The 17679-nt window shown below is 38.1% G+C and carries 17 protein-coding genes; 4 read left to right on the forward strand and 13 right to left on the reverse strand.

What is annotated here, in order from left to right; genetic code table 11:
* Window positions 1-14: 14 nt before the first annotated feature.
* Both LG377_RS04355 and LG377_RS04360 read left to right on the forward strand, forming a co-directional pair.
* A complete protein-coding gene (locus tag LG377_RS04355; protein WP_225743485.1) occupies window positions 15-1013 on the forward strand; it encodes a YeiH family protein in 999 nt (332 codons plus the stop codon).
* 121 nt (window positions 1014-1134) lie between these two features.
* Entirely contained in the window at window positions 1135-2061 is a 927-nt protein-coding gene (locus tag LG377_RS04360; RefSeq protein ID WP_225743486.1) for a 2-dehydropantoate 2-reductase, read from the forward strand.
* A 48-nt stretch (window positions 2062-2109) separates the two neighbouring features.
* On the opposite strand, the gene LG377_RS04365 is transcribed toward LG377_RS04360, so the two are convergent.
* Window positions 2110-3291: an amidohydrolase gene (locus LG377_RS04365; RefSeq protein WP_225743487.1), complete on the reverse strand. Its 1182-nt coding sequence runs from the start codon at window positions 3289-3291 to the stop codon at window positions 2110-2112.
* Window positions 3292-3752: 461 nt separating this feature from the next.
* On the opposite strand from LG377_RS04365, the gene LG377_RS04370 reads away from it, so the two are divergent.
* Entirely contained in the window at window positions 3753-5309 is a 1557-nt protein-coding gene (locus LG377_RS04370; protein ID WP_225743488.1) for a bifunctional UDP-sugar hydrolase/5'-nucleotidase, read from the forward strand.
* 180 nt (window positions 5310-5489) lie between these two features.
* Window positions 5490-6851, forward strand: a complete 1362-nt coding sequence (locus tag LG377_RS04375; protein WP_225743489.1) for a DUF6612 family protein — start codon at window positions 5490-5492, stop codon at window positions 6849-6851.
* Window positions 6852-6963: 112 nt separating this feature from the next.
* Here the strand turns inward: LG377_RS04375 and LG377_RS04380 are convergent, their stop codons facing one another.
* The 12 genes from LG377_RS04380 to LG377_RS04435 form a co-directional block, all read right to left on the reverse strand.
* Window positions 6964-7839: a cation diffusion facilitator family transporter gene (locus LG377_RS04380; RefSeq protein WP_225743490.1), complete on the reverse strand. Its 876-nt coding sequence runs from the start codon at window positions 7837-7839 to the stop codon at window positions 6964-6966.
* 267 nt (window positions 7840-8106) lie between these two features.
* Complete coding sequence (locus tag LG377_RS04385; protein ID WP_225743491.1) at window positions 8107-9192, reverse strand: iron-containing alcohol dehydrogenase family protein; 1086 nt, start codon at window positions 9190-9192, stop codon at window positions 8107-8109.
* Window positions 9193-9216: 24 nt separating this feature from the next.
* On the reverse strand, window positions 9217-10194 hold the full coding sequence (locus LG377_RS04390) for a bile acid:sodium symporter family protein (RefSeq protein WP_225743492.1): 978 nt from the start codon (window positions 10192-10194) through the stop codon (window positions 9217-9219).
* 448 nt (window positions 10195-10642) lie between these two features.
* Window positions 10643-11284, reverse strand: a complete 642-nt coding sequence (gene hisIE, locus LG377_RS04395; RefSeq protein WP_225743493.1) for a bifunctional phosphoribosyl-AMP cyclohydrolase/phosphoribosyl-ATP diphosphatase HisIE — start codon at window positions 11282-11284, stop codon at window positions 10643-10645.
* Window positions 11277-12041, reverse strand: a complete 765-nt coding sequence (hisF, locus tag LG377_RS04400) for an imidazole glycerol phosphate synthase subunit HisF (RefSeq protein WP_225743494.1) — start codon at window positions 12039-12041, stop codon at window positions 11277-11279. The genes hisIE and hisF overlap by 8 nt, the downstream gene beginning before the upstream one ends.
* Window positions 12038-12745, reverse strand: coding sequence for a 1-(5-phosphoribosyl)-5-((5-phosphoribosylamino)methylideneamino)imidazole-4-carboxamide isomerase (gene hisA, locus LG377_RS04405; RefSeq protein ID WP_225743495.1), 708 nt, complete (start codon window positions 12743-12745; stop codon window positions 12038-12040). The genes hisF and hisA overlap by 4 nt, the downstream gene beginning before the upstream one ends.
* Complete coding sequence (hisH, locus tag LG377_RS04410; protein WP_225743496.1) at window positions 12742-13320, reverse strand: imidazole glycerol phosphate synthase subunit HisH; 579 nt, start codon at window positions 13318-13320, stop codon at window positions 12742-12744. The genes hisA and hisH overlap by 4 nt, the downstream gene beginning before the upstream one ends.
* On the reverse strand, window positions 13317-13898 hold the full coding sequence (gene hisB / locus LG377_RS04415; RefSeq protein WP_225743497.1) for an imidazoleglycerol-phosphate dehydratase HisB: 582 nt from the start codon (window positions 13896-13898) through the stop codon (window positions 13317-13319). Before hisB ends, hisH begins: the two co-directional genes overlap by 4 nt.
* Window positions 13874-14893 (reverse strand): histidinol-phosphate transaminase, encoded by a 1020-nt coding sequence (locus tag LG377_RS04420; RefSeq protein WP_225743498.1) that lies wholly within the window; start codon window positions 14891-14893, stop codon window positions 13874-13876. Before LG377_RS04420 ends, hisB begins: the two co-directional genes overlap by 25 nt.
* On the reverse strand, window positions 14880-16142 hold the full coding sequence (hisD, locus tag LG377_RS04425; RefSeq protein ID WP_225743499.1) for a histidinol dehydrogenase: 1263 nt from the start codon (window positions 16140-16142) through the stop codon (window positions 14880-14882). Before hisD ends, LG377_RS04420 begins: the two co-directional genes overlap by 14 nt.
* Before the next feature lies 1 nt (window position 16143).
* Window positions 16144-16746 carry an ATP phosphoribosyltransferase gene (gene hisG / locus LG377_RS04430; RefSeq protein WP_225743500.1) on the reverse strand — a complete coding sequence of 201 codons (603 nt, stop codon included), beginning with the start codon at window positions 16744-16746 and terminating at the stop codon, window positions 16144-16146.
* Window positions 16747-16785: 39 nt separating this feature from the next.
* The gene (locus tag LG377_RS04435; protein WP_225743501.1) at window positions 16786-17616 is read right to left on the reverse strand and encodes an ATP phosphoribosyltransferase regulatory subunit; all 831 of its coding nucleotides are present in this window, start codon (window positions 17614-17616) and stop codon (window positions 16786-16788) included.
* Between the last annotated feature and the right edge of the window lie 63 nt (window positions 17617-17679).

Below are 17679 nucleotides of genomic sequence, written 5' to 3' on the forward strand. Positions count from 1 at the left end.
ATCAGGTGTAGAAAATGAAAAAAGTTTTACCAGGATTTGCATTAACGTTACTCATTGCACTAGTAGCCACGTGGGTGGAAGCCATTTTACCTGTGCATATTATTGGCTCAGCGGTACTAGCTATGTTTTTAGGTATTCTAATTAGACCGTATGCTCAAAAGTCAGCAGTAATCCAACCGGGTATTCAGTTTACAGCTAAGAAAATTCTGAAATTTGCGATTGTACTTCTAGGTGCTTCACTGAATTTAAACATTGTCTTAGAAGTTGGAGGACAGACGCTAATTATTTTGTTTTTCACTCTATTAACAGCTTTTGGTGGGGGTGCCTTACTCGCAAAATGGATGGGAATCAACTCGAAATTGTCTAATATGATTGCAGCCGGGACAGGTATTTGTGGTGGTTCAGCTATAGCAGCGATGTCACCAGTCATTGAAGCAGAAGATAAAGATGTTTCTTACGCAATCTCTGCGACCTTTTTATTCGATATGGTCATGATTGTTCTATATCCGATCATGGGACGAGTACTTTCATTAAGTGATACGGTTTTTGGTTACTGGAGTGGGACTTCTGTAAATGATACTTCTAGTGTAGTGGCGACGAGTTTTGCCTTTTCAGAAGCAGCTGGAGAAATCGCGACTATGGTTAAATTGACTAGAACACTGGCTATTATTCCTACTGTACTCATATTTTCGTATATTTATTTCAAAAAAATTCAGTCTTCTTCAACAGTCAAGAAAAAGGTTAAGCTGACGCAGCTATTTCCTTGGTTCATCATATTCTTTGTAGGGATGGCTACATTAAATAGTTTGGGACTGATTTCTCCTTCTCAAGTAGACTTATTGAAAGGCGTTAGCCGTTTCTTGATGGTGGCTTCATTAGCAGCAATTGGTTTGAAAACAGATATTAAAGCAATCAGACAGACAGGTGTTAAACCTTTTATTTTCGCCAATGTTTTATCTCTACTTGTAGTAGTGGTTTCTATTACAGTGATTTTAATCCAAAGCACAATGTAAAACATTCAATAAAAAAGTATTTATAAAATCTACTTAACCTATTTCAGTACAACGAATACCTATTCTCGTGTGTGCTATAATAGTTAAGTAGTTTTTTTAGAAAGTTTAGGAGTGAATGATCATGAAAATGGCAATAGCCGGAAGTGGCGCTATGGGTAGTCGTTTTGGATTTATGTTACACAAAGCGGGAAATGACGTTATACTGATCGACAAATGGAAAGAACATATTGAAACCATTAGAGAAAATGGATTGACCGTAAAGTACAATGGAACAGAAGAAGTCGTTGATATACCCATTTACTATCCAGACCAAGTTACCAATCAAGTAGATGTAGTTTTCTTATTTACAAAAGCGATGTTTTTAGGAGAAATGCTTGAAGATATCCAGCCTATTATTGGAGAAGATACAAAAGTCGTTTGTTTATTGAATGGTATCGGACACGAAATGGTCATGAAAGAATATGTTGCTCTAAAAAATATTCTGATTGGTGTAACAATATGGACTGCAGGGCTTACGGGACCAGGAAAAATCGAATTAGAAGGAACGGGTTCAACTGAAATTCAGAACTTCGTGCCGGGTGGAGAAGAAAAAGCAAAAGAAATTGTGGCTGTTTTAAAAGAAGCAGGGTTGAATGGTATCTACAGTGAAAATGTTAAATTCTCAATATGGAGAAAAGCTTGTGTAAATGGCGTACTGAATGCGACTTGCTCTCTTCTAGATACAACACTTGGTGAAATGTTCGAGACAGAAGAAGCTCTTTCAGTCACCAATAAAATTGTGAAAGAATTTGTTGAAGTAGCTAAGAAACAAGATGTTCATTTAGACTTTGATGAAACAGTCGCTTATATTGTTAAAACTGCAGAAGAATTGGGACACCACTATCCATCCATGCATCAAGATTTGATTCAACATAATAGACGAACAGAGATTGACTTCATTAACGGAGCAGTTGCAAGATTAGCTAATGAATATGGTTTAGATGCACCTGTCAATGCCTTGATTACAGATTTCATTCATATAAAAGAAAAAGTATTGAACGTAAATTAATAACCACAAAAAGAACGTAGAGAAAAATTCTCTACGTTCTTTTTATGATTAAAAGTCAGATTGATTCAAGTAAGCTAATGCATATTGGGCATAAAGTTCTGCGCCAACTTTCATAGCTTCTTCATCTACATTGAAACGACCGTGGTGATGTGCCCAGCAAGTATCTTTAGCTTCATTTGCAGCACCCACTAAGGCAAAGGCTCCAGGTCTATCCGTCATGTAGTAACCAAAATCTTCTGCACCCATGGTAGGTGGTTGTTCCCTTATAACGTCTTTCCCGAAAGCTTCAGCAGCAGTAGATTGAACTAAGGTTGCTGAACGACTTTCATTAACGACGGGTTCCGTTTTCCGATCGTATGCTACTTCTACGCTTCCTCCAAATAATTGAGCAATCTGTTCAGCGTATTGTTTCAATGCCGATTCAATTTTATTTCTAGTAGCATAATCGAAAGTGCGTACCGTTCCTTCAAGTAAAGCATTTTCTGCAATAACATTGAAACGACTACCAACTTCCATTTTTCCAATGGTCACAACAGCTGGATGCAGAGGGTCGATTTCTCTTGAAACAATCGACTGGATGGTTGATACAAATTGTGACGCCATAACAGCCGCATCTACCGTTTGGTGTGGCATTGCTGCATGACCACCTTTACCTTTAAAATGAACGGTTAATAAATCAGCCGCAGCAAAAGAGGGGCCGGGAGGGCAAGAAACTTTACCTGATTCCAGCTCAGACCAGATATGAATACCAAAAACATTATCAATGCCATCTGTTACCCCTTGTTCAACCATCTTGCGAGCCCCTTCAGCGATTTCTTCCGCTGGTTGAAATAATAAACGAATCGTTCCTTGAATATTCTCTTTGATTTCGTTTAACGCTGAGGCAGCGGACAAAAGCATTGCAGTATGAGCATCGTGGCCGCAAGCATGCATTTTCGACTCAATAGTTGAAGTATAAGGCAGATGAGTATTCAATTCTTCAACCGGTAGAGCATCCATATCTGCTCTTAGCAGAATCGTTTTACCAGGTAAATCTCCTTTGATTTCTGCAAGAACGCCTGTAGGATCCATTTTTTTGTAAGGAATCCCAAGTGTATCCAAACGAGCAGCTACTCGTTTCGTCGTTTCAAATTCTTCGAAAGCAATTTCCGGATACATATGTAGCTCTCTGCGGAAATCAATCAATTCTTGTTCATGACTCGTAATATATTCTTTGATCAGCTGATTCATAACGACTATTTCTCTCCTTTTCAGTAAAGCTTACCGCCTATTGTCTTATAAACCTCTTTTAAAATCAAGTATCGTTAGAAGTACTTTGAGGATCGTTCTTAATAGTCTGTTAACTAATTGTACGATACACTATTTCATGATCCATCATTCATTTGTGAAAAGATTATTGAAACTGCTCTATTTTCAGATTTCATCTTAATCATGTAGGAGGACTACGTTTAAACCAAAGTTTATCTTTCACATAAAGCTTATTCACTATATAATGAACTTATAAGATCTAATCAAAATTGAGTCACAAAGCTTGAATTGATCCTTTTAAATTAGTTTTAAAGCTTGAAGCTTTTGCCAAAACTTAAGGTCAAACGAGTTGAATGCCATCTTTTCAGAGTACGAAATGATTTACCAAAGAGAATAAAGGAAAACTCAATACGAGCTTTTATACATAGATTGGAGACAGCATGATGAAGTTAACCATTTTTGAAACAAGTGATATTCACGGGTACTTGTTCCCGACAGATTATCAAAAAAGAGGGCAAGAATTAGGATTTGGGCTGTTCAAATTAGCAAATGTCTTGAAACAGCAAATGGAATCTACAGAAGGGCCTTCTGTTTTGATAGAAAATGGTGATTTTATTCAAGGATCTCCACTTAGCTTTTTCGTACTTAAAGAAAAAGGAGATGCCAATTCTTTAATGGAGTCGATTAACGACTTACCATATGATGCTGGTGTCATAGGAAATCATGAATTTAATTACGGCCTAGATTATCTTTACTCGGCGGTCAAAGCAGCAAAACACCCGGTCTTAGCGGCCAATATATTAAATGAAGACAAGAAGGCTGCTTTTGGAGAACCGTACATCCTGATAGAAAAAGAAGACGTGAAAATTGCCATTTTAGGGTTGACCACTCAGTATATCCCACACTGGGAGCATCCAGAAAATTATGCAGGGTTAACGTTCCACTCGGCACTGGAAACTGCAAAAGAATATGTCCCAGAACTTAGAAAACTAGCGGATATCGTTATCGTGAGTTATCACGGTGGTTTTGAAAAAGATATTGATTCTGGAACAGAAACCGAAATTCAGACGGGGGAAAATGAAGGGTACAGACTACTAACTGAAGTAGAAGGCATCGACGTATTGCTTACTGGACACCAGCATAGAGTAATCGCTCAAAAGAAAAACGGTATCCCGACTGTGATGCCGGGTCATAAAGGCAGTTTTCTTGGAAAAGTTACATTGGATCTTGCCCAAGAAAATGGAAAGTGGATCATAAAAGATTCCCTTCCAGAACTGATTAAAGTTACTGAAGAAACACCCGTTGAATGCACGCTTGCGCGTAAGCACGAGGAATTGAACCTAGAAGTAGAAGACTGGCTAGATCAGCCAATTGGCAAGGTTCAAGGAGATATGACAATCAAGGACGTAGAGAAAGCACGTAGAGAAGAACACCCTTATGTTGAATTCATCCAAAAAGTACAGATGTACTATGCAGATTGCGACATTTCTGGAACAGCTTTATTTAACAATGAAAGTAGTGGCTTTAATCCTCAAGTAACTATGAGAGACGTTGTTACGAATTATATCTTTCCTAACACATTAGCTGTACTAGAAGTAACCGGAGATGATTTAAAGAAAGCCATTGAACAATCCGCAGAGTACTTCGTACTGAATGATGAGGGAGAAATTGATGTGAATCCAGACTTTATAGAACCCAAACCGCAAATGTACAATTATGATATGTACGAAGGAATAGAGTATACGGTGAATGTTTCTAAACCTTTTGGAGAAAGAGTTACAGAATTCAAGTATAAAGGACGCGCTATTCAACCAGAAGATACACTTCAGGTTGTGATCAATCAGTACCGAGCAGTAGGCGGTGGAGATTATACTATGTTTGATGCTTCTAAAATTATTCGCGAAGTAACGATTCCAATGAACGAACTGATTGGTAACTACTTCAAGGAAATGGGTACAGTAGAAGCAACTGCAAATCACAACTTTAAAATTATAAAATAAGGATAAAAAGCAGATCTCTTCAAAGAGCTCTGCTTTTTTTAGCATGTTAAAGATAGAGGTTAATTGAAACACAGAGTCAAATGTCTATCAATTGCTTATTCTTTAAAAGAAACGTTATGATAAAGACGTTATAATAGGTCTCAAAGTAGTATCATTACTTTAGGAAAAAGGGTGAGCCGTTTGAAAAGTAAAAAGATAGGGGTAATGATTTTGTCTTTTGTAGGCGCTTTATTTGTTGGAGGCTGTGGAGAGCCTAGTGCAAGTCAGGTTTTGGATGAAAGTATAGACGCTTATAATAATCTAGACAGCTATTCACAGTCTGTTGACCAAACCGTTGCAATCGAAAACCAAGAAAATTCAGAAGAAATGAACATTAAGATGAATTCAGCATTTACAACCAATCCATATTCAATAGAACAAGTTATTAGTGATGGGGCAACAGAAGGAAACACGACAATTAGATATGTCAACGATGTTTTTTATCTAGAAGATCCGGTAAGTGGATGGATTGAATTGGGAGATGAAGGAGAAGAACTGTTATCCGATTTGATTGAAGGCATTGTTCAAGAGGGCTCAGAAGAAATCTTTTTCGATACAGCATTTCTGGAAACAATGAAAGAATATGAAGATGATATTGAATTTGAAGAAGAAACAGATCACTATAATATGACTTTGATACTAGAAGGCGAGGATGCAAACAACTTGGTAGCTTCGGCAGTTTTGGAGAATAATGTCGAACTCGAAACACTATTTTCAGATGAAAATTTGGTACTTACAACGCAAAGTATAGAAATCGAGTTACAAATGAACAAAGAAACTAAGTACCTTTCAAATCAGAACATAAAAATGCAAGGTGATATTGAAGGGTCTACAGATATGGTCATGGGCTTCACTCAAGATATTCGAATGACTTATAATCAATACAATGAAGTTACAGCGATTGAAGTTCCTCAAGACGCTATTGAGTTATCTGAATTAACTGGTGAGACAACCTCTGATGCGACGGAAGAGGACGAAGAATTTGTTGATTTGGGGGAAGAGGGGGCTGAAGCAGACTTGTCATCACAACCAGGAGTTTTAGCCACGGGTGAAGGATCTGAAGAAGGTGCAGAAGACTTGTATATCTCTATCCCACCTATTTATCAAGATACTTCGTATGCGGGCACACTGTCCAGTCTCGAAAATAGTATACCAGGGTTTAATACGATGACACCTGAGGGATCAGCTATGATGATCTGGTCAGCTTTGGCAACCCAAGAAGAAGATCAATGGGTTGCTTGGTTTGTTGTTGTGAATCGCTTAGGTATGGATATCAAAAATATTGATACTACGTTCTCATTCGAAAATGAAATGGGTGAAGTACTTGTTGAAGATTATTCTATTCAGTTATCTGAAGAAGAATACGGGGTCATAGGAAATGGTGCAATCGTGCCATTTCAAGTCATGATCCCTGAAGAATCTCAAGAAGACTTTATGGATGTGCTGACTTATATTCACGCATGGCCAGTTGTTGATACTTTTGAGTATGAAGCCATGGAATAAATTTGTTTAGAAGAATTAACATCAGTAGTCTTATAGTCAAAAAGCGCCTCTCTATTGGAAGTTTTTTCTTAGAGAGACGCTTTTTTTAGTGTTACTGATTTAACTGATTCCCTTATTTGATTGTATCCGGCTCAACATGAACGTCTACATGCATAACATCGAAGTCGTTAAATAACAGTTCTTCAATTTTTTCCGTTACATCGTGTCCTTCTTGAACAGACATATTGGCATCGACAAGAATTGTGATGTCTACATAGATATTCGTACCATAATTACGCGCCTTCAGCGATTCAATACTGTGAATTTCTGGAAGTTGTTTGACGGCTTTTTCGTAATTATCTAGCTCATCTTCATGAAAACCATCTGACAGTGAAAAGGTACTTTCTCTGAATACCTCAACACCTGTTTTAAGAATGATCAAAGATACGATCAATGCCATCACACCATCAATCCAAGCCCATCCTAAAGCGGAAGCAAGAATAGCGACAGCTGTAGCCAAGCTGGTTAAAGAATCTGCGAGATTGTCTTTAGCGACCGCAGCAAGACCACTTGATTTTACTTTTTTTGATAAGTTTAAATTATATCTGTATACAAAGAACATCACGACTGTACCAATTAAAGAAGCGATAGCAGCTAGTCCATTAGGTGGAACCACTTCACCTGATAACAATCGAATAACCGTAGATTGTAATACTTGAAATCCAACAAACAACATCGCAAAAGAGGTAATGAGGCTGGCAATGGGTTCAGCCTTCCAATGACCGTAAGGATGATTAGAATCGGCTGGCTTCCTAGCTGCTTTTAGCCCGATTAAAATCGTGACAGAAGAAATGACGTCGGTTAAATTATTGAACCCATCTGCGCTCAAAGCAGAAGACCTGAATGTGAATCCAATAAATAATTTTAAAGTAGCCATAAAAATATAAACTACAATACTGACTCTAGCACCACGTTCGGCAGAACGGATGCGCTCAAAACGATTTTCCATACAAATCCCTCTTCGTTTTCAATTTGTTTTATTTAAGATAATGGTCTTAGTTAAGTAAAGCCAATGTTTTTAGCATGACTATCATCGTACTGTTAATGATGAAAGATTTCAATAAGAAGTACCATAGTCTAAGAATATCTTTAGTTTATAACAATTTGAAAAATCAAGTTTAGGAGCAGCAAAAAGACCACTGAAAGAATCCTAGAAGATCCTTTCAGTGATCAATAATAACCTATTGATGAGTATTTTATAGGTAAACACATTTCATTATACACCAATTTTAGAAGGTTCAAGTACTTCAAGGTACTGCATAGCTTGATAAACATCATCGGGCGTAATATCTGGAATGACGAGGTTAAAGGTTTCTTTATCTGAAGCAGAAAAGGCAGCAATTTTTTCCATAGCCTCTTTAATGTCATGTGTTATGCCGAAATTTTTCAGAGAATGTGGGAAATCATTTTCCTTGTAAAAGCTCTGCAATTTATCGACTTCATCATATCTTTTACAAGCCGCTAGTTGAACTAAAATCCCGTAGGCTACCTTAACACCATGCTCGTAATCATGTGTTTCAGGAATCAATGACATACCATTATGCACAGCATGCGCGCCGGCCATTCTACCATATTCACCAGCGAAACCTCCGACTGTTCCGGCTATAGCTACAACAGCTTCTGCAACTTTTTCAAACGCTGGAGTGACTTCATGCGTCTCTATACTTTTTAGGGCTTCTTCGCTATTCTGAAGTAAAATTTCTTGAGTAAGTTTTGCAGTTTGGAGTCCTACAGAGACCATAGCTGGTAAAGTACCTTGAATATGATTCGTGATGCCTTCAGCTTCGTACCATTTAGCAAGTGTATCTCCAATACCGCCGGCAAAGTACTGTTTTGGTGACTCGACTAGTAAAGAGAGATCCATAAAACAAAAAGAAGCAGATCGATTATAGTAGTCAACGCTCCTAAAAGTACCATCTGGGTGATATACAGCAGAGAGAGGGGTATAGGCAGCGCAAGTTCCCAAAACAGTCGGAATCGTTACGTATTCAATCCCTAACAAATCAGCAGTACCTTTAGCGGTATCGAGTACTTTCCCGCCACCGATTCCAACGATGCAATCGGCTCCTGGGCACTCTTTAGCTAGTCTGTTCATATCCTCGATGGATGCAGTATGATCATACTGCAGTACAGGAAAATCATTTTGACCAGGATAATGTTTTTCGAAAGCTTCAAACGATAACTCTCCAGTGATGATAACAGGAGACGTATACCGTTTCATTTTTTCATCAAAGTACACTAAAGCATTTTCCTGGCAGATATATTGATCAGGGCCACTTCTTACGGTTTGACTTAGTTTCATATAAATTCACTACTTTCTTCTAGATTATGATTGGACTTTTATAGGATGAACAGTCGAATGTTGGGTGGAATCTTTTTGATCACGTCTTCGGCATAGGTTAGCGTAGACGGTTCCAAATAATGTATGCACGATTGTTCCAGCTGCGGCAGCGAGTGCCGTTGCTGGTGTGAAGTGTGCTAAACCAAGATTTGCAGCCAAGCCTGTGTTTTGGAGACCGACTTCTATGGCAATGGTGCGAGTGGTCGGAATGTCTCGTTTCAATAATTTGCAAATTAGATAACTGATTCCGTATCCGCTCAAGTTATGAAGCCAGACAACAAAGAAAATCACTAATCCAGTGCTGAGTAAGTTTTGTTGATTAACGGATACAGTACCAGCGAGTACTAAAAGTACAGCGATAGAAGAGAAAGAAGGTAAAATCCTTTCAGCTTTTTCCGTGTGTCTGCCAAGGAAGTGACTGATGACTAGACCAAGAAGGACAGGTAATAGGACAACTTGAATAATTGACTGGAACATTGTCCAGAAGTTAATATCCAGATAAGCTCCGCCATAAAGTGAAAGAATAAGCGGCGTTAGTAGTGGAGATAATAGCGTAGAAACAGACGTTGAGCTAATAGACAAAGGTAGATTTCCATTAGCTAGATAAGCAATCACGTTTGAAGAGGTTCCTCCAGGTACAGAACCGACCAATAAAAGACCTAAGGCAATTTCAGTTGGTAAGCCGAAAACAGCTGAAAGGGCTAAGGCAGATAGAGGCATAAAGACATACTGGGCGATGACGACTAAAAAGACTTGCCACGGCCGTCTTAGAACTTCATTGAAATCCGCTGGTTTCATTGTCAGCCCCATTGTGAACATAATGAATTGTAAGGTGTACGTCGTAATGCCTGCTGCCCATAGAAATAAATTAGGTAATAGTAACGCCAATACAGCTGTTGCAATAACAATCCATGATAAATACTTAGTAAAAGATTGATTTAATTGTTTTAAAAATATGAGCATAAAATGTTCCTCCACTGATCTATTTTTTTTGAATCGTTATCTATCTTTAAAAGGATCTGTGGAAACAGAAAAGACCTCTCACTCTTTGATAGAATGAGAGGTCTAAGTCCCATTCACACTAAACCATGAATAGGACTAAACAACTGTAAATTTTTCTACAGTGTTAAGCCCTGAGCATAATAATTAAAATGACTAAATTCAATGGTTGAGTGTTCATGAGGGTTCCTACTTCCTTTTTCAGATAAGTTATCACTTTTTATTAGTTATTTATTAGAATACAGATTTGAAGTAGAGGATGCAACCTTTAAAAGGTAATCTGAGTTTTTAAAGAGATAATTAGGAAATAGGAATATTGATAGCGTTTTATGTCACAAGTTCATTTATTAAATAAAGTAAATGAAAAAAGAGACCTTCCAATTAGAAGATCTCAATCTTTCATAATGAAGCATCACCATTTTTCGATATCTTGGCGTTCACCTTTGAAATTATTCTTTTTGTGATGACGTTCAGCTAGAACCGCTTCTACGTCTGAAATTTTTACACCAGATTTATGCAGCAGAACGCCTAAATGATACAAAACATCTGCAACTTCGTCGGAAACTTCTTTTTTGTCCTCATTTTTAGCACCGATGACAACTTCAAAAGCTTCTTCTCCAAATTTCTTGGCAATTTTATCTATTCCTTTTGAAAGTAGATAATTCGTATAAGAGTCCTCGTCAGTTGCTTCTGCTCGATTTTGAATGGTTGCTTCAATGTCTTTTAATGTAAAAGTAGATTCCAAATTAAAGCAACTGTCTGTGCCAGTGTGACAAGTTGGACCAACTGGATCAATCATTAAAAGTAGAGCATCCTGATCACAATCCAGATACATATCTTTCACATATTGAACGTTACCACTAGATTCGCCTTTTTTCCAAAGTCTTTCTTTGGATCTAGAGTAAAACCACGCAACTTCTTCATTCTTAGTTAGTTCAAAAGCTTCTTCGTTCATGTATCCAACCATACGAACTTCTTTGTTTGTATAATGCTGTAAGACTACTGTTAGTAGCCCCTTAGAAAAGTCAGGTTTTAAATCATCATATTTAGACATTTCTCATTGGCACTCCTTTTTTTATGCAAAGATCTTTTACTTCTTGAATCGACACGTCTTCGTCATGGAAGATAGAAGCCGCTAATCCAGCAGATACATCTGTTTCAGAGAACAATTCAGAGAAGTGAGCAGCTGTTCCAGCTCCACCAGATGCAATCACGGGTATATTGACAGATTCTTGAATCAGACGCAGAAGTCTGTGATCAAAGCCTTGTTGCATGCCGTCAAAGTCCATACTCGTCACAAGCAATTCTCCTGCTCCAAGTGCTTCAACTTGTTTGACCCAGTCAAGGGCTCTAGTATCGGTTGCCTGTTTTCCGCCGTGCGTATAACAGAACCAGTCTTGCTGTTCTTCATCCCATTTGGCATCAAGTGCAATACAGATACATTGAGAACCGAACTTTTCACTTACTTCTTTTATAAGCTGTGGATTTCTAAGAGCAGAAGAATTTAAACTGACTTTATCTGCACCGGCACCAAGTAGAGTCGAAATGTCTTCTACTGATTGAATACCGCCACCTATCGTCATAGGTATAAACAGTTCTTTAGCAGTCTGTCTAATAACGTCAAGCATTAACGCATGTCCCGTTTCTGTTGCAGAAATATCTAGAAAGACTAATTCATCTGCACCTAAGGCATTATAGCGTTTAGCAAGATCAACAGGATTTCCGATTTTTCTTAGTCCTTTGAATTGAATTCCTTTAACGACCGAACCATCTTTAACATCTAGACAGGGAATAATACGTTTCTTGATCATTCGTTAATGCCCTCCCAAAAATCAGATGTGTTCGCAGCTTTACCGACAATTGCTGCCTTGACGCCAACTGCTTCTAATTCTTTCATATCTTGAAGACTGCGAATACCACCTGAAGCTGTAATCGGATGTGGGGATAGTTCAACGAGTCGAGCCGTTAATTCAACATTTGGACCACCCATTTTACCGTCTTTAGAGATATCTGTATAGATAATACCACCTAAATCATAAGTAGCTGTTTCTTTAGCGATATCGTAAATTGTACGTTCTTCAGTTTCAGTCCAACCATTTACAGCGACTTGATCTTTCATCGCATCCAGTCCTAGATAAATTTTACCTGGATATTTTACAGTCATTTCTTTCAGCCAAGGTAAATCTTTCAAACCACGTGTACCGACAATAATATAAGAAGCGCCATTATCAAGGTAATATTGAATCGATTCTTCAGATCGGATGCCGCCACCGATTTCAATAGGCACATGACTAGTTTGCATCAATTTAGTAATAAAGGCTTTTTCAGCGGGTTTTTGGTGAAGAGCACCCATCAAGTCAACAATATGAATACGTGCAACTTGCTCAAACTGGTTATAAAAGGCAATAGCTTCTTCAGCCGTACGACTCATTACTTCTTTTGATTCGTATTTTCCTTCAGTTAACCGTACGCTTTGCTGATCGATCAAGTCGATTGCCGGCCATAATTCTATCATGATATAAACCCACCTTTTAATGCTTGATCTAGTATTTTAAGTCCTTTTTCGCCACTTTTTTCTGGGTGGAACTGAATCCCAATAATGTGATCTTTTTGTACGATTGCGACAACGTCTTCTTCGTATTCTGAAGTAGCAACGACATTTTCATCCGTGTGTACTTTGAAAGAGTGGATAAAATAAACGTCATCATTTAACGAAGGCACTTCAGAAGACAGTTTATTCCAGCCTAGGTGAGGAACCGTTACGTTTCCAGTGATTTTTTTAACATCACCAGGAAGGTAGCCAAGTCCATTGACATTTCCTTCTTCAGAAGAGTCAAACAAAAGCTGCATCCCCAAGCAAATACCTACAAATGGTTTGGTTTCTTTTAATTCTTCTAGAACAGGTAAAAGACCAAGCTGCTGAATTCTATTCATAGCATCTTTAAAATGTCCTACACCTGGTAAAATAATACGATCAGCTTGCTTGAGTCGTTCTTCGTCATGCGTGATTTCCACTTCATATCCTAAATATTCTAGAGCATTGGTAAGATTCGCAATGTTACCTAGCCCATAGTCTACTATGGCGATCATTCTTCAATCACTCCTTTAGAGGAAGGAAGTCTATCGATTTCTGAGTTGCTCAAAGCGATTCTCAGACTCTGAGCAAAAGCTTTGAACAAAGCTTCAATTTCATGATGCGTATTGCCGCCTCGAATTAAATCTAGATGAGTGGTTAAACGAGCATTGATGGATAACGCATAGAAAAATTCTTTCACAAGTTCAACATCGAATGATCCAACTGTTTGAGCAGAAAATTGTGCTTCAAAGTGAAGGAAAGGACGGCCACTAACATCGACAACAGAACGAGCGAGCGTTTCATCCATCGGGACATAAGCCGTTCCGTAACGCTGGATACTAGATTTATCAACATTCAGCTCAGCGATCGCTTGACCTAATAAAATCCCAACATCTTCCGTTGTGTGGTGATCATCGACATCCAAGTCACCATCCACCTTAATATCAAAGATAAAATGCCCATGAAATGCCAGCAAGTCTAACATATGATTCAAAAAACCTACACCTGTATCAATTGTAGAAGCCGATAAGCCGCGTTCAACTGACAAGTGAATAGCAGTTTCTTTTGTTATGCGTTCTTTCTTGATGACCATTTTTCATCTCTCCAATTTTGAATAATTTTTCTGATTTCTTCTAATTGATCTTCTTTAGCAATTGAATAACGGACTGCATTTTTGAGAGATGGCGATTCTTCTTCAGGATACATACGAGGAAGAAATCCATTTTCAACAATATAATTACCAAGATCCATGGCGTCCTCACCATAAGTGAACAAGAAGTTTGTACTACTTTTTAGCATTGGAATAATGTCTCCAACTTCATCTTTGAAAACACTGTGAAGTTGTCTGGAAAGAGAACGGTTCAGTTCAATAAATTTCTCTAGTCTTTCCGGTTGGTTCAATAAATGAACTGCTACGTTTAATGAGAAGGTGTTTAATGGATAAGGATGTGCAATGGAGTCTAGAAGATCCATTGTTTTACGGGTGGACGTAGCGACGCCTATTCTTAATCCTGCTAGACCGTAAACTTTAGAAAGTGTGCGTAACCGAATGATGTGATCTCCTTCAGGAGGTGCCACTGTGTTTTCTACAAATTCTCCGTAGGCTTCGTCTAAAATAAAGTACCCGTCAACTTCTTTCATCAACTCAGCGGCTTTTACGATAAAGTCTTGAGGGTGCAGTGTACCAAAAGGATTATTCGGTTGTGAAAAAATAAATACAGAAGGGCGCAAAGCTTTGATTTGCTTGTAAACTTCTTCGTAGTCAAATGTAAAATCTTCATTTGCAGGAAGTTTGATGATTTCACGTCCAAACTGTTTTGCATAAACGTCATACATAACAAAGTCAGGATCAAAAGTCAGTATAGGACCTTCGCCTAATACGATAATGGCTTTTTGAATCCACTCATCTGAACCATTAGCAAATGAAACCAGTTCTGGATCCAGTTGATTGAACTTGGCATAACTTTGTTGTAAATCTTGGTATTCATTTTCCGAGTACTGATTGAACTGAGTATCAATCGCTATTTTTGCAATCTCTTCTTCAGTTAATGCTCTATAAGGACTTTCATTTTTATCAATTCTGATCATTCAAATTATCCTCCATTCGGTAATAAAGGGAATCACGGTGTGCCTGTAAAGCTTCTTCTTCTGCAAGGCGTACCCCAGAAGGCGCCATTTCTTCAAATGTTGCTTGAGATAAATGGATAACAGAATTTGTTCTTAAAAAGTCATTCACAGATAGCCCATTTGAAAAACGGGCATTTCCTCCAGTAGGAAGCACATGGCTAGGACCCGCAACATAATCACCAATTGCTTCAGGAGAACGATCTCCAATAAAAATAGCACCGGCAGTTGTGATCAAGTCAATGTAACTTTCAGCATCGTTGGTTTGGATGGAGATATGTTCACCTGCAATTAGGTTTACGACTTCAATCGTTTCTTCTTTTGATGCTGTGTGGACAGAATAGTGATGTTGTTTCAAACTTTCTGCAATAATCGCAGCACGTGATTGAAGAGGTGCTTTTTTCTCAACTTCAGCAAGTATTTCTTCTATCTTTTCTTTGGATTCACTAATCAAGAAAGTTCGTGCTTGAACGTCGTGTTCAGCTTGAGCAAGTAAATCATAAGCGACCCAATCTGCTCTAGTTGATTCATCCACGACCACAACAATTTCACTAGGACCTGCTATGGAATCAATTCCGACGTCTCCGTAAACCAGTTTTTTAGCCATTGCCACAAACTGGTTTCCAGGTCCTACGATTTTATCTACTTTTTGAATCGTTTCAGTTCCATAAGCAAGTGCAGCCACTGCTTGAGCACCACCGACTTGATAAACATGGTCCGCTTCTACAATGTAGCAGGCTGCTAAGATGGCTTTTTGAATGCCATCTGCTTGCGGTGGTGTTACGATAATCGTTTCCTTGACGCCAGCAACATTAGCCAACACAGTGGTCATCAAGACAGTAGAGACGAGTGGAGCTGTACCGCCAGGGACATAGATACCTACACGATTTAAAGGGTGGATTTTTTGATACAATTCAGAAGAAGGGCCTTGTTTCCATTTTATAGAACTCTGATACGTTTCAATATTCGCCTTAGCCTCTTCGAGCGCCTTTCTCAGGTCCGCATCGATTGATTCATAAGCTTCTTTTAAAGTGAAAGACGGAACTTCTAGGTCAGTCAATTCAACAGCGTCAAACTGTTTTGAATAGTCAAACAAGGCTTGATCGCCTTGTTGTTGTACAGTTTTGATAATAGACTGAACGCTTTCTAGTAATGTCCAATCAATATCGTTTTTTGTTGCATAAATGTCTTTAAAGGTATTTGTCGTATACATATCAGTTCATCCTTAATTGATTCATTATGGTCTGAATCTCATCATTTTTCGCAAAATACGCATGTTTATTTGAAATCAGACGAGCATTAATCTCATCTAGTTGAATTTGTTCATAAAGACCATTTTCTCTAAGTGTTGTTCCTGTTTGTACGATATCCATGATCGCATCAGCCATATCAATCGTAGCAGCAAGTTCCACTGAACCTTTTAGTTGAATGATTTTGACGGGTTGCATGATGGAGTCAAAATATTTTTTTGTAAAATTGACATATTTTGTAGCAACTACGGGATAAGTTTCTTGTGGTTCTTTGGCCGCGACCGCAAAATGGCAATAACCAAAAGGTAAGTCCATCAAGTTATTGATTTGACGGTCTTGTTCAAATAAAACGTCACTCCCTGTAATTCCAAGGTCTGCAACGCCTTCTTCCACATAAACGGGAACATCTTCACCTTTAACCAGTAAGAATCTCACGTCTTCCAATTCAACAACGAGTTCTCTTGAAATAGATTTTAACGCGGTACTCCAACTAGTCAATTCTTTTTCATCAAGATAGTTTATAAAATCTTTTAATTGTCTTCCTTTAGATAATGCAATCGTGATCATAAATCCTATTCCTCCGTCTAATGTTTTTAAAGAAAATGATTAGATGTTCAAACCGATACCAAATGCGTTAGAAGGGCTTGAATACTGACCACCCGATGCAATGGGTTCAACTTTATCTTCTGCATACAATTGAATCGAAATACCTTTATAGTAAGACTGTGAAGGCAAAGCTAGCATGTCTCCGTATACATAAGTAACCTGTTCTTCATTCAGTATGGCTTCCCATTGAGTCATTTCTTCAATATGACGTTTTAGATGAGGCATATGTTCTTTGACATAGCTTGATTGTTTGGCAGCCGGTTGAGCCATTAAGGCGATGATTGGATGCTCTGCGCCCAATTTTGCTTTTAGTGCATCTCTATTGCGTTCTTTAATATATTTGCGAGTGAGTTCATCAGATAAATCTTCTTCAGATAATAGGTTTTTTAATAATGTATTATGGCTGATAACGGCTACAGATAAAGGTAAAGCTAACGATTCCTTGATATAAGCAACCATTTGTTTCAAAACGGCCATCTGTTTTTGAATGTCTCCTGTAAAGGTTTCAAGACCATATTGATGTTTTTCAGTTGTTAATGTGTAAACAGGTCCAGAGTATGCAATGGTCTCAGAATGTAGTTGATATTTTTGACGATACCGTACAATGGCATTTGTCCAATCGCTTCTAAGCGCATACAGTGAACCTTCGTGTTGCCATTTATGGCGTTCGTTCATTAATCCTAAATCGTCTTCTGACAATTTAGTCCAGTCGAATTGTTCGATAGCGGATAAATCGATCAAATCGTAGCCCAATCCATGGAAATGATGGAGGAAGTCCAGTTCTTGTCTTTTTTGATGGAGTATGGATTTGTTAAGGCTAATAGAGTTCATAATAATTCCTTCCTCGTTTCTATTTTTTTCAAGTTCTGATACAATCAGACTTGTTATTAGTAA

The sequence above is a fragment of the Marinilactibacillus sp. Marseille-P9653 genome (assembly GCF_916618885.1).
In the GTDB taxonomy this organism is placed as follows: domain Bacteria; phylum Bacillota; class Bacilli; order Lactobacillales; family Carnobacteriaceae_A; genus Marinilactibacillus.

Excerpts from the sequence above, each read along its gene's own strand:
- hisIE (WP_225743493.1), bottom strand. The coding sequence starts at position 11,284 with ATGTCTAAATATGATGATTTAAAACCTGACTTTTCTAAGGGGCTACTA.
- LG377_RS04390 (WP_225743492.1), bottom strand. The coding sequence starts at position 10,194 with ATGCTCATATTTTTAAAACAATTAAATCAATCTTTTACTAAGTATTTA.
- LG377_RS04370 (WP_225743488.1), top strand. The coding sequence starts at position 3,753 with ATGAAGTTAACCATTTTTGAAACAAGTGATATTCACGGGTACTTGTTC.
- LG377_RS04355 (WP_225743485.1), top strand. The coding sequence starts at position 15 with ATGAAAAAAGTTTTACCAGGATTTGCATTAACGTTACTCATTGCACTA.
- LG377_RS04435 (WP_225743501.1), bottom strand. The coding sequence starts at position 17,616 with ATGAACTCTATTAGCCTTAACAAATCCATACTCCATCAAAAAAGACAA.
- LG377_RS04385 (WP_225743491.1), bottom strand. The coding sequence starts at position 9,192 with ATGAAACTAAGTCAAACCGTAAGAAGTGGCCCTGATCAATATATCTGC.
- LG377_RS04365 (WP_225743487.1), bottom strand. The coding sequence starts at position 3,291 with ATGAATCAGCTGATCAAAGAATATATTACGAGTCATGAACAAGAATTG.
- hisD (WP_225743499.1), bottom strand. The coding sequence starts at position 16,142 with ATGTATACGACAAATACCTTTAAAGACATTTATGCAACAAAAAACGAT.
- LG377_RS04380 (WP_225743490.1), bottom strand. The coding sequence starts at position 7,839 with ATGGAAAATCGTTTTGAGCGCATCCGTTCTGCCGAACGTGGTGCTAGA.
- hisG (WP_225743500.1), bottom strand. The coding sequence starts at position 16,746 with ATGATCACGATTGCATTATCTAAAGGAAGACAATTAAAAGATTTTATA.
- hisB (WP_225743497.1), bottom strand. The coding sequence starts at position 13,898 with ATGGTCATCAAGAAAGAACGCATAACAAAAGAAACTGCTATTCACTTG.
- hisF (WP_225743494.1), bottom strand. The coding sequence starts at position 12,041 with ATGATCAAGAAACGTATTATTCCCTGTCTAGATGTTAAAGATGGTTCG.
- LG377_RS04420 (WP_225743498.1), bottom strand. The coding sequence starts at position 14,893 with ATGATCAGAATTGATAAAAATGAAAGTCCTTATAGAGCATTAACTGAA.
- hisA (WP_225743495.1), bottom strand. The coding sequence starts at position 12,745 with ATGATAGAATTATGGCCGGCAATCGACTTGATCGATCAGCAAAGCGTA.
- hisH (WP_225743496.1), bottom strand. The coding sequence starts at position 13,320 with ATGATCGCCATAGTAGACTATGGGCTAGGTAACATTGCGAATCTTACC.
- LG377_RS04360 (WP_225743486.1), top strand. The coding sequence starts at position 1,135 with ATGAAAATGGCAATAGCCGGAAGTGGCGCTATGGGTAGTCGTTTTGGA.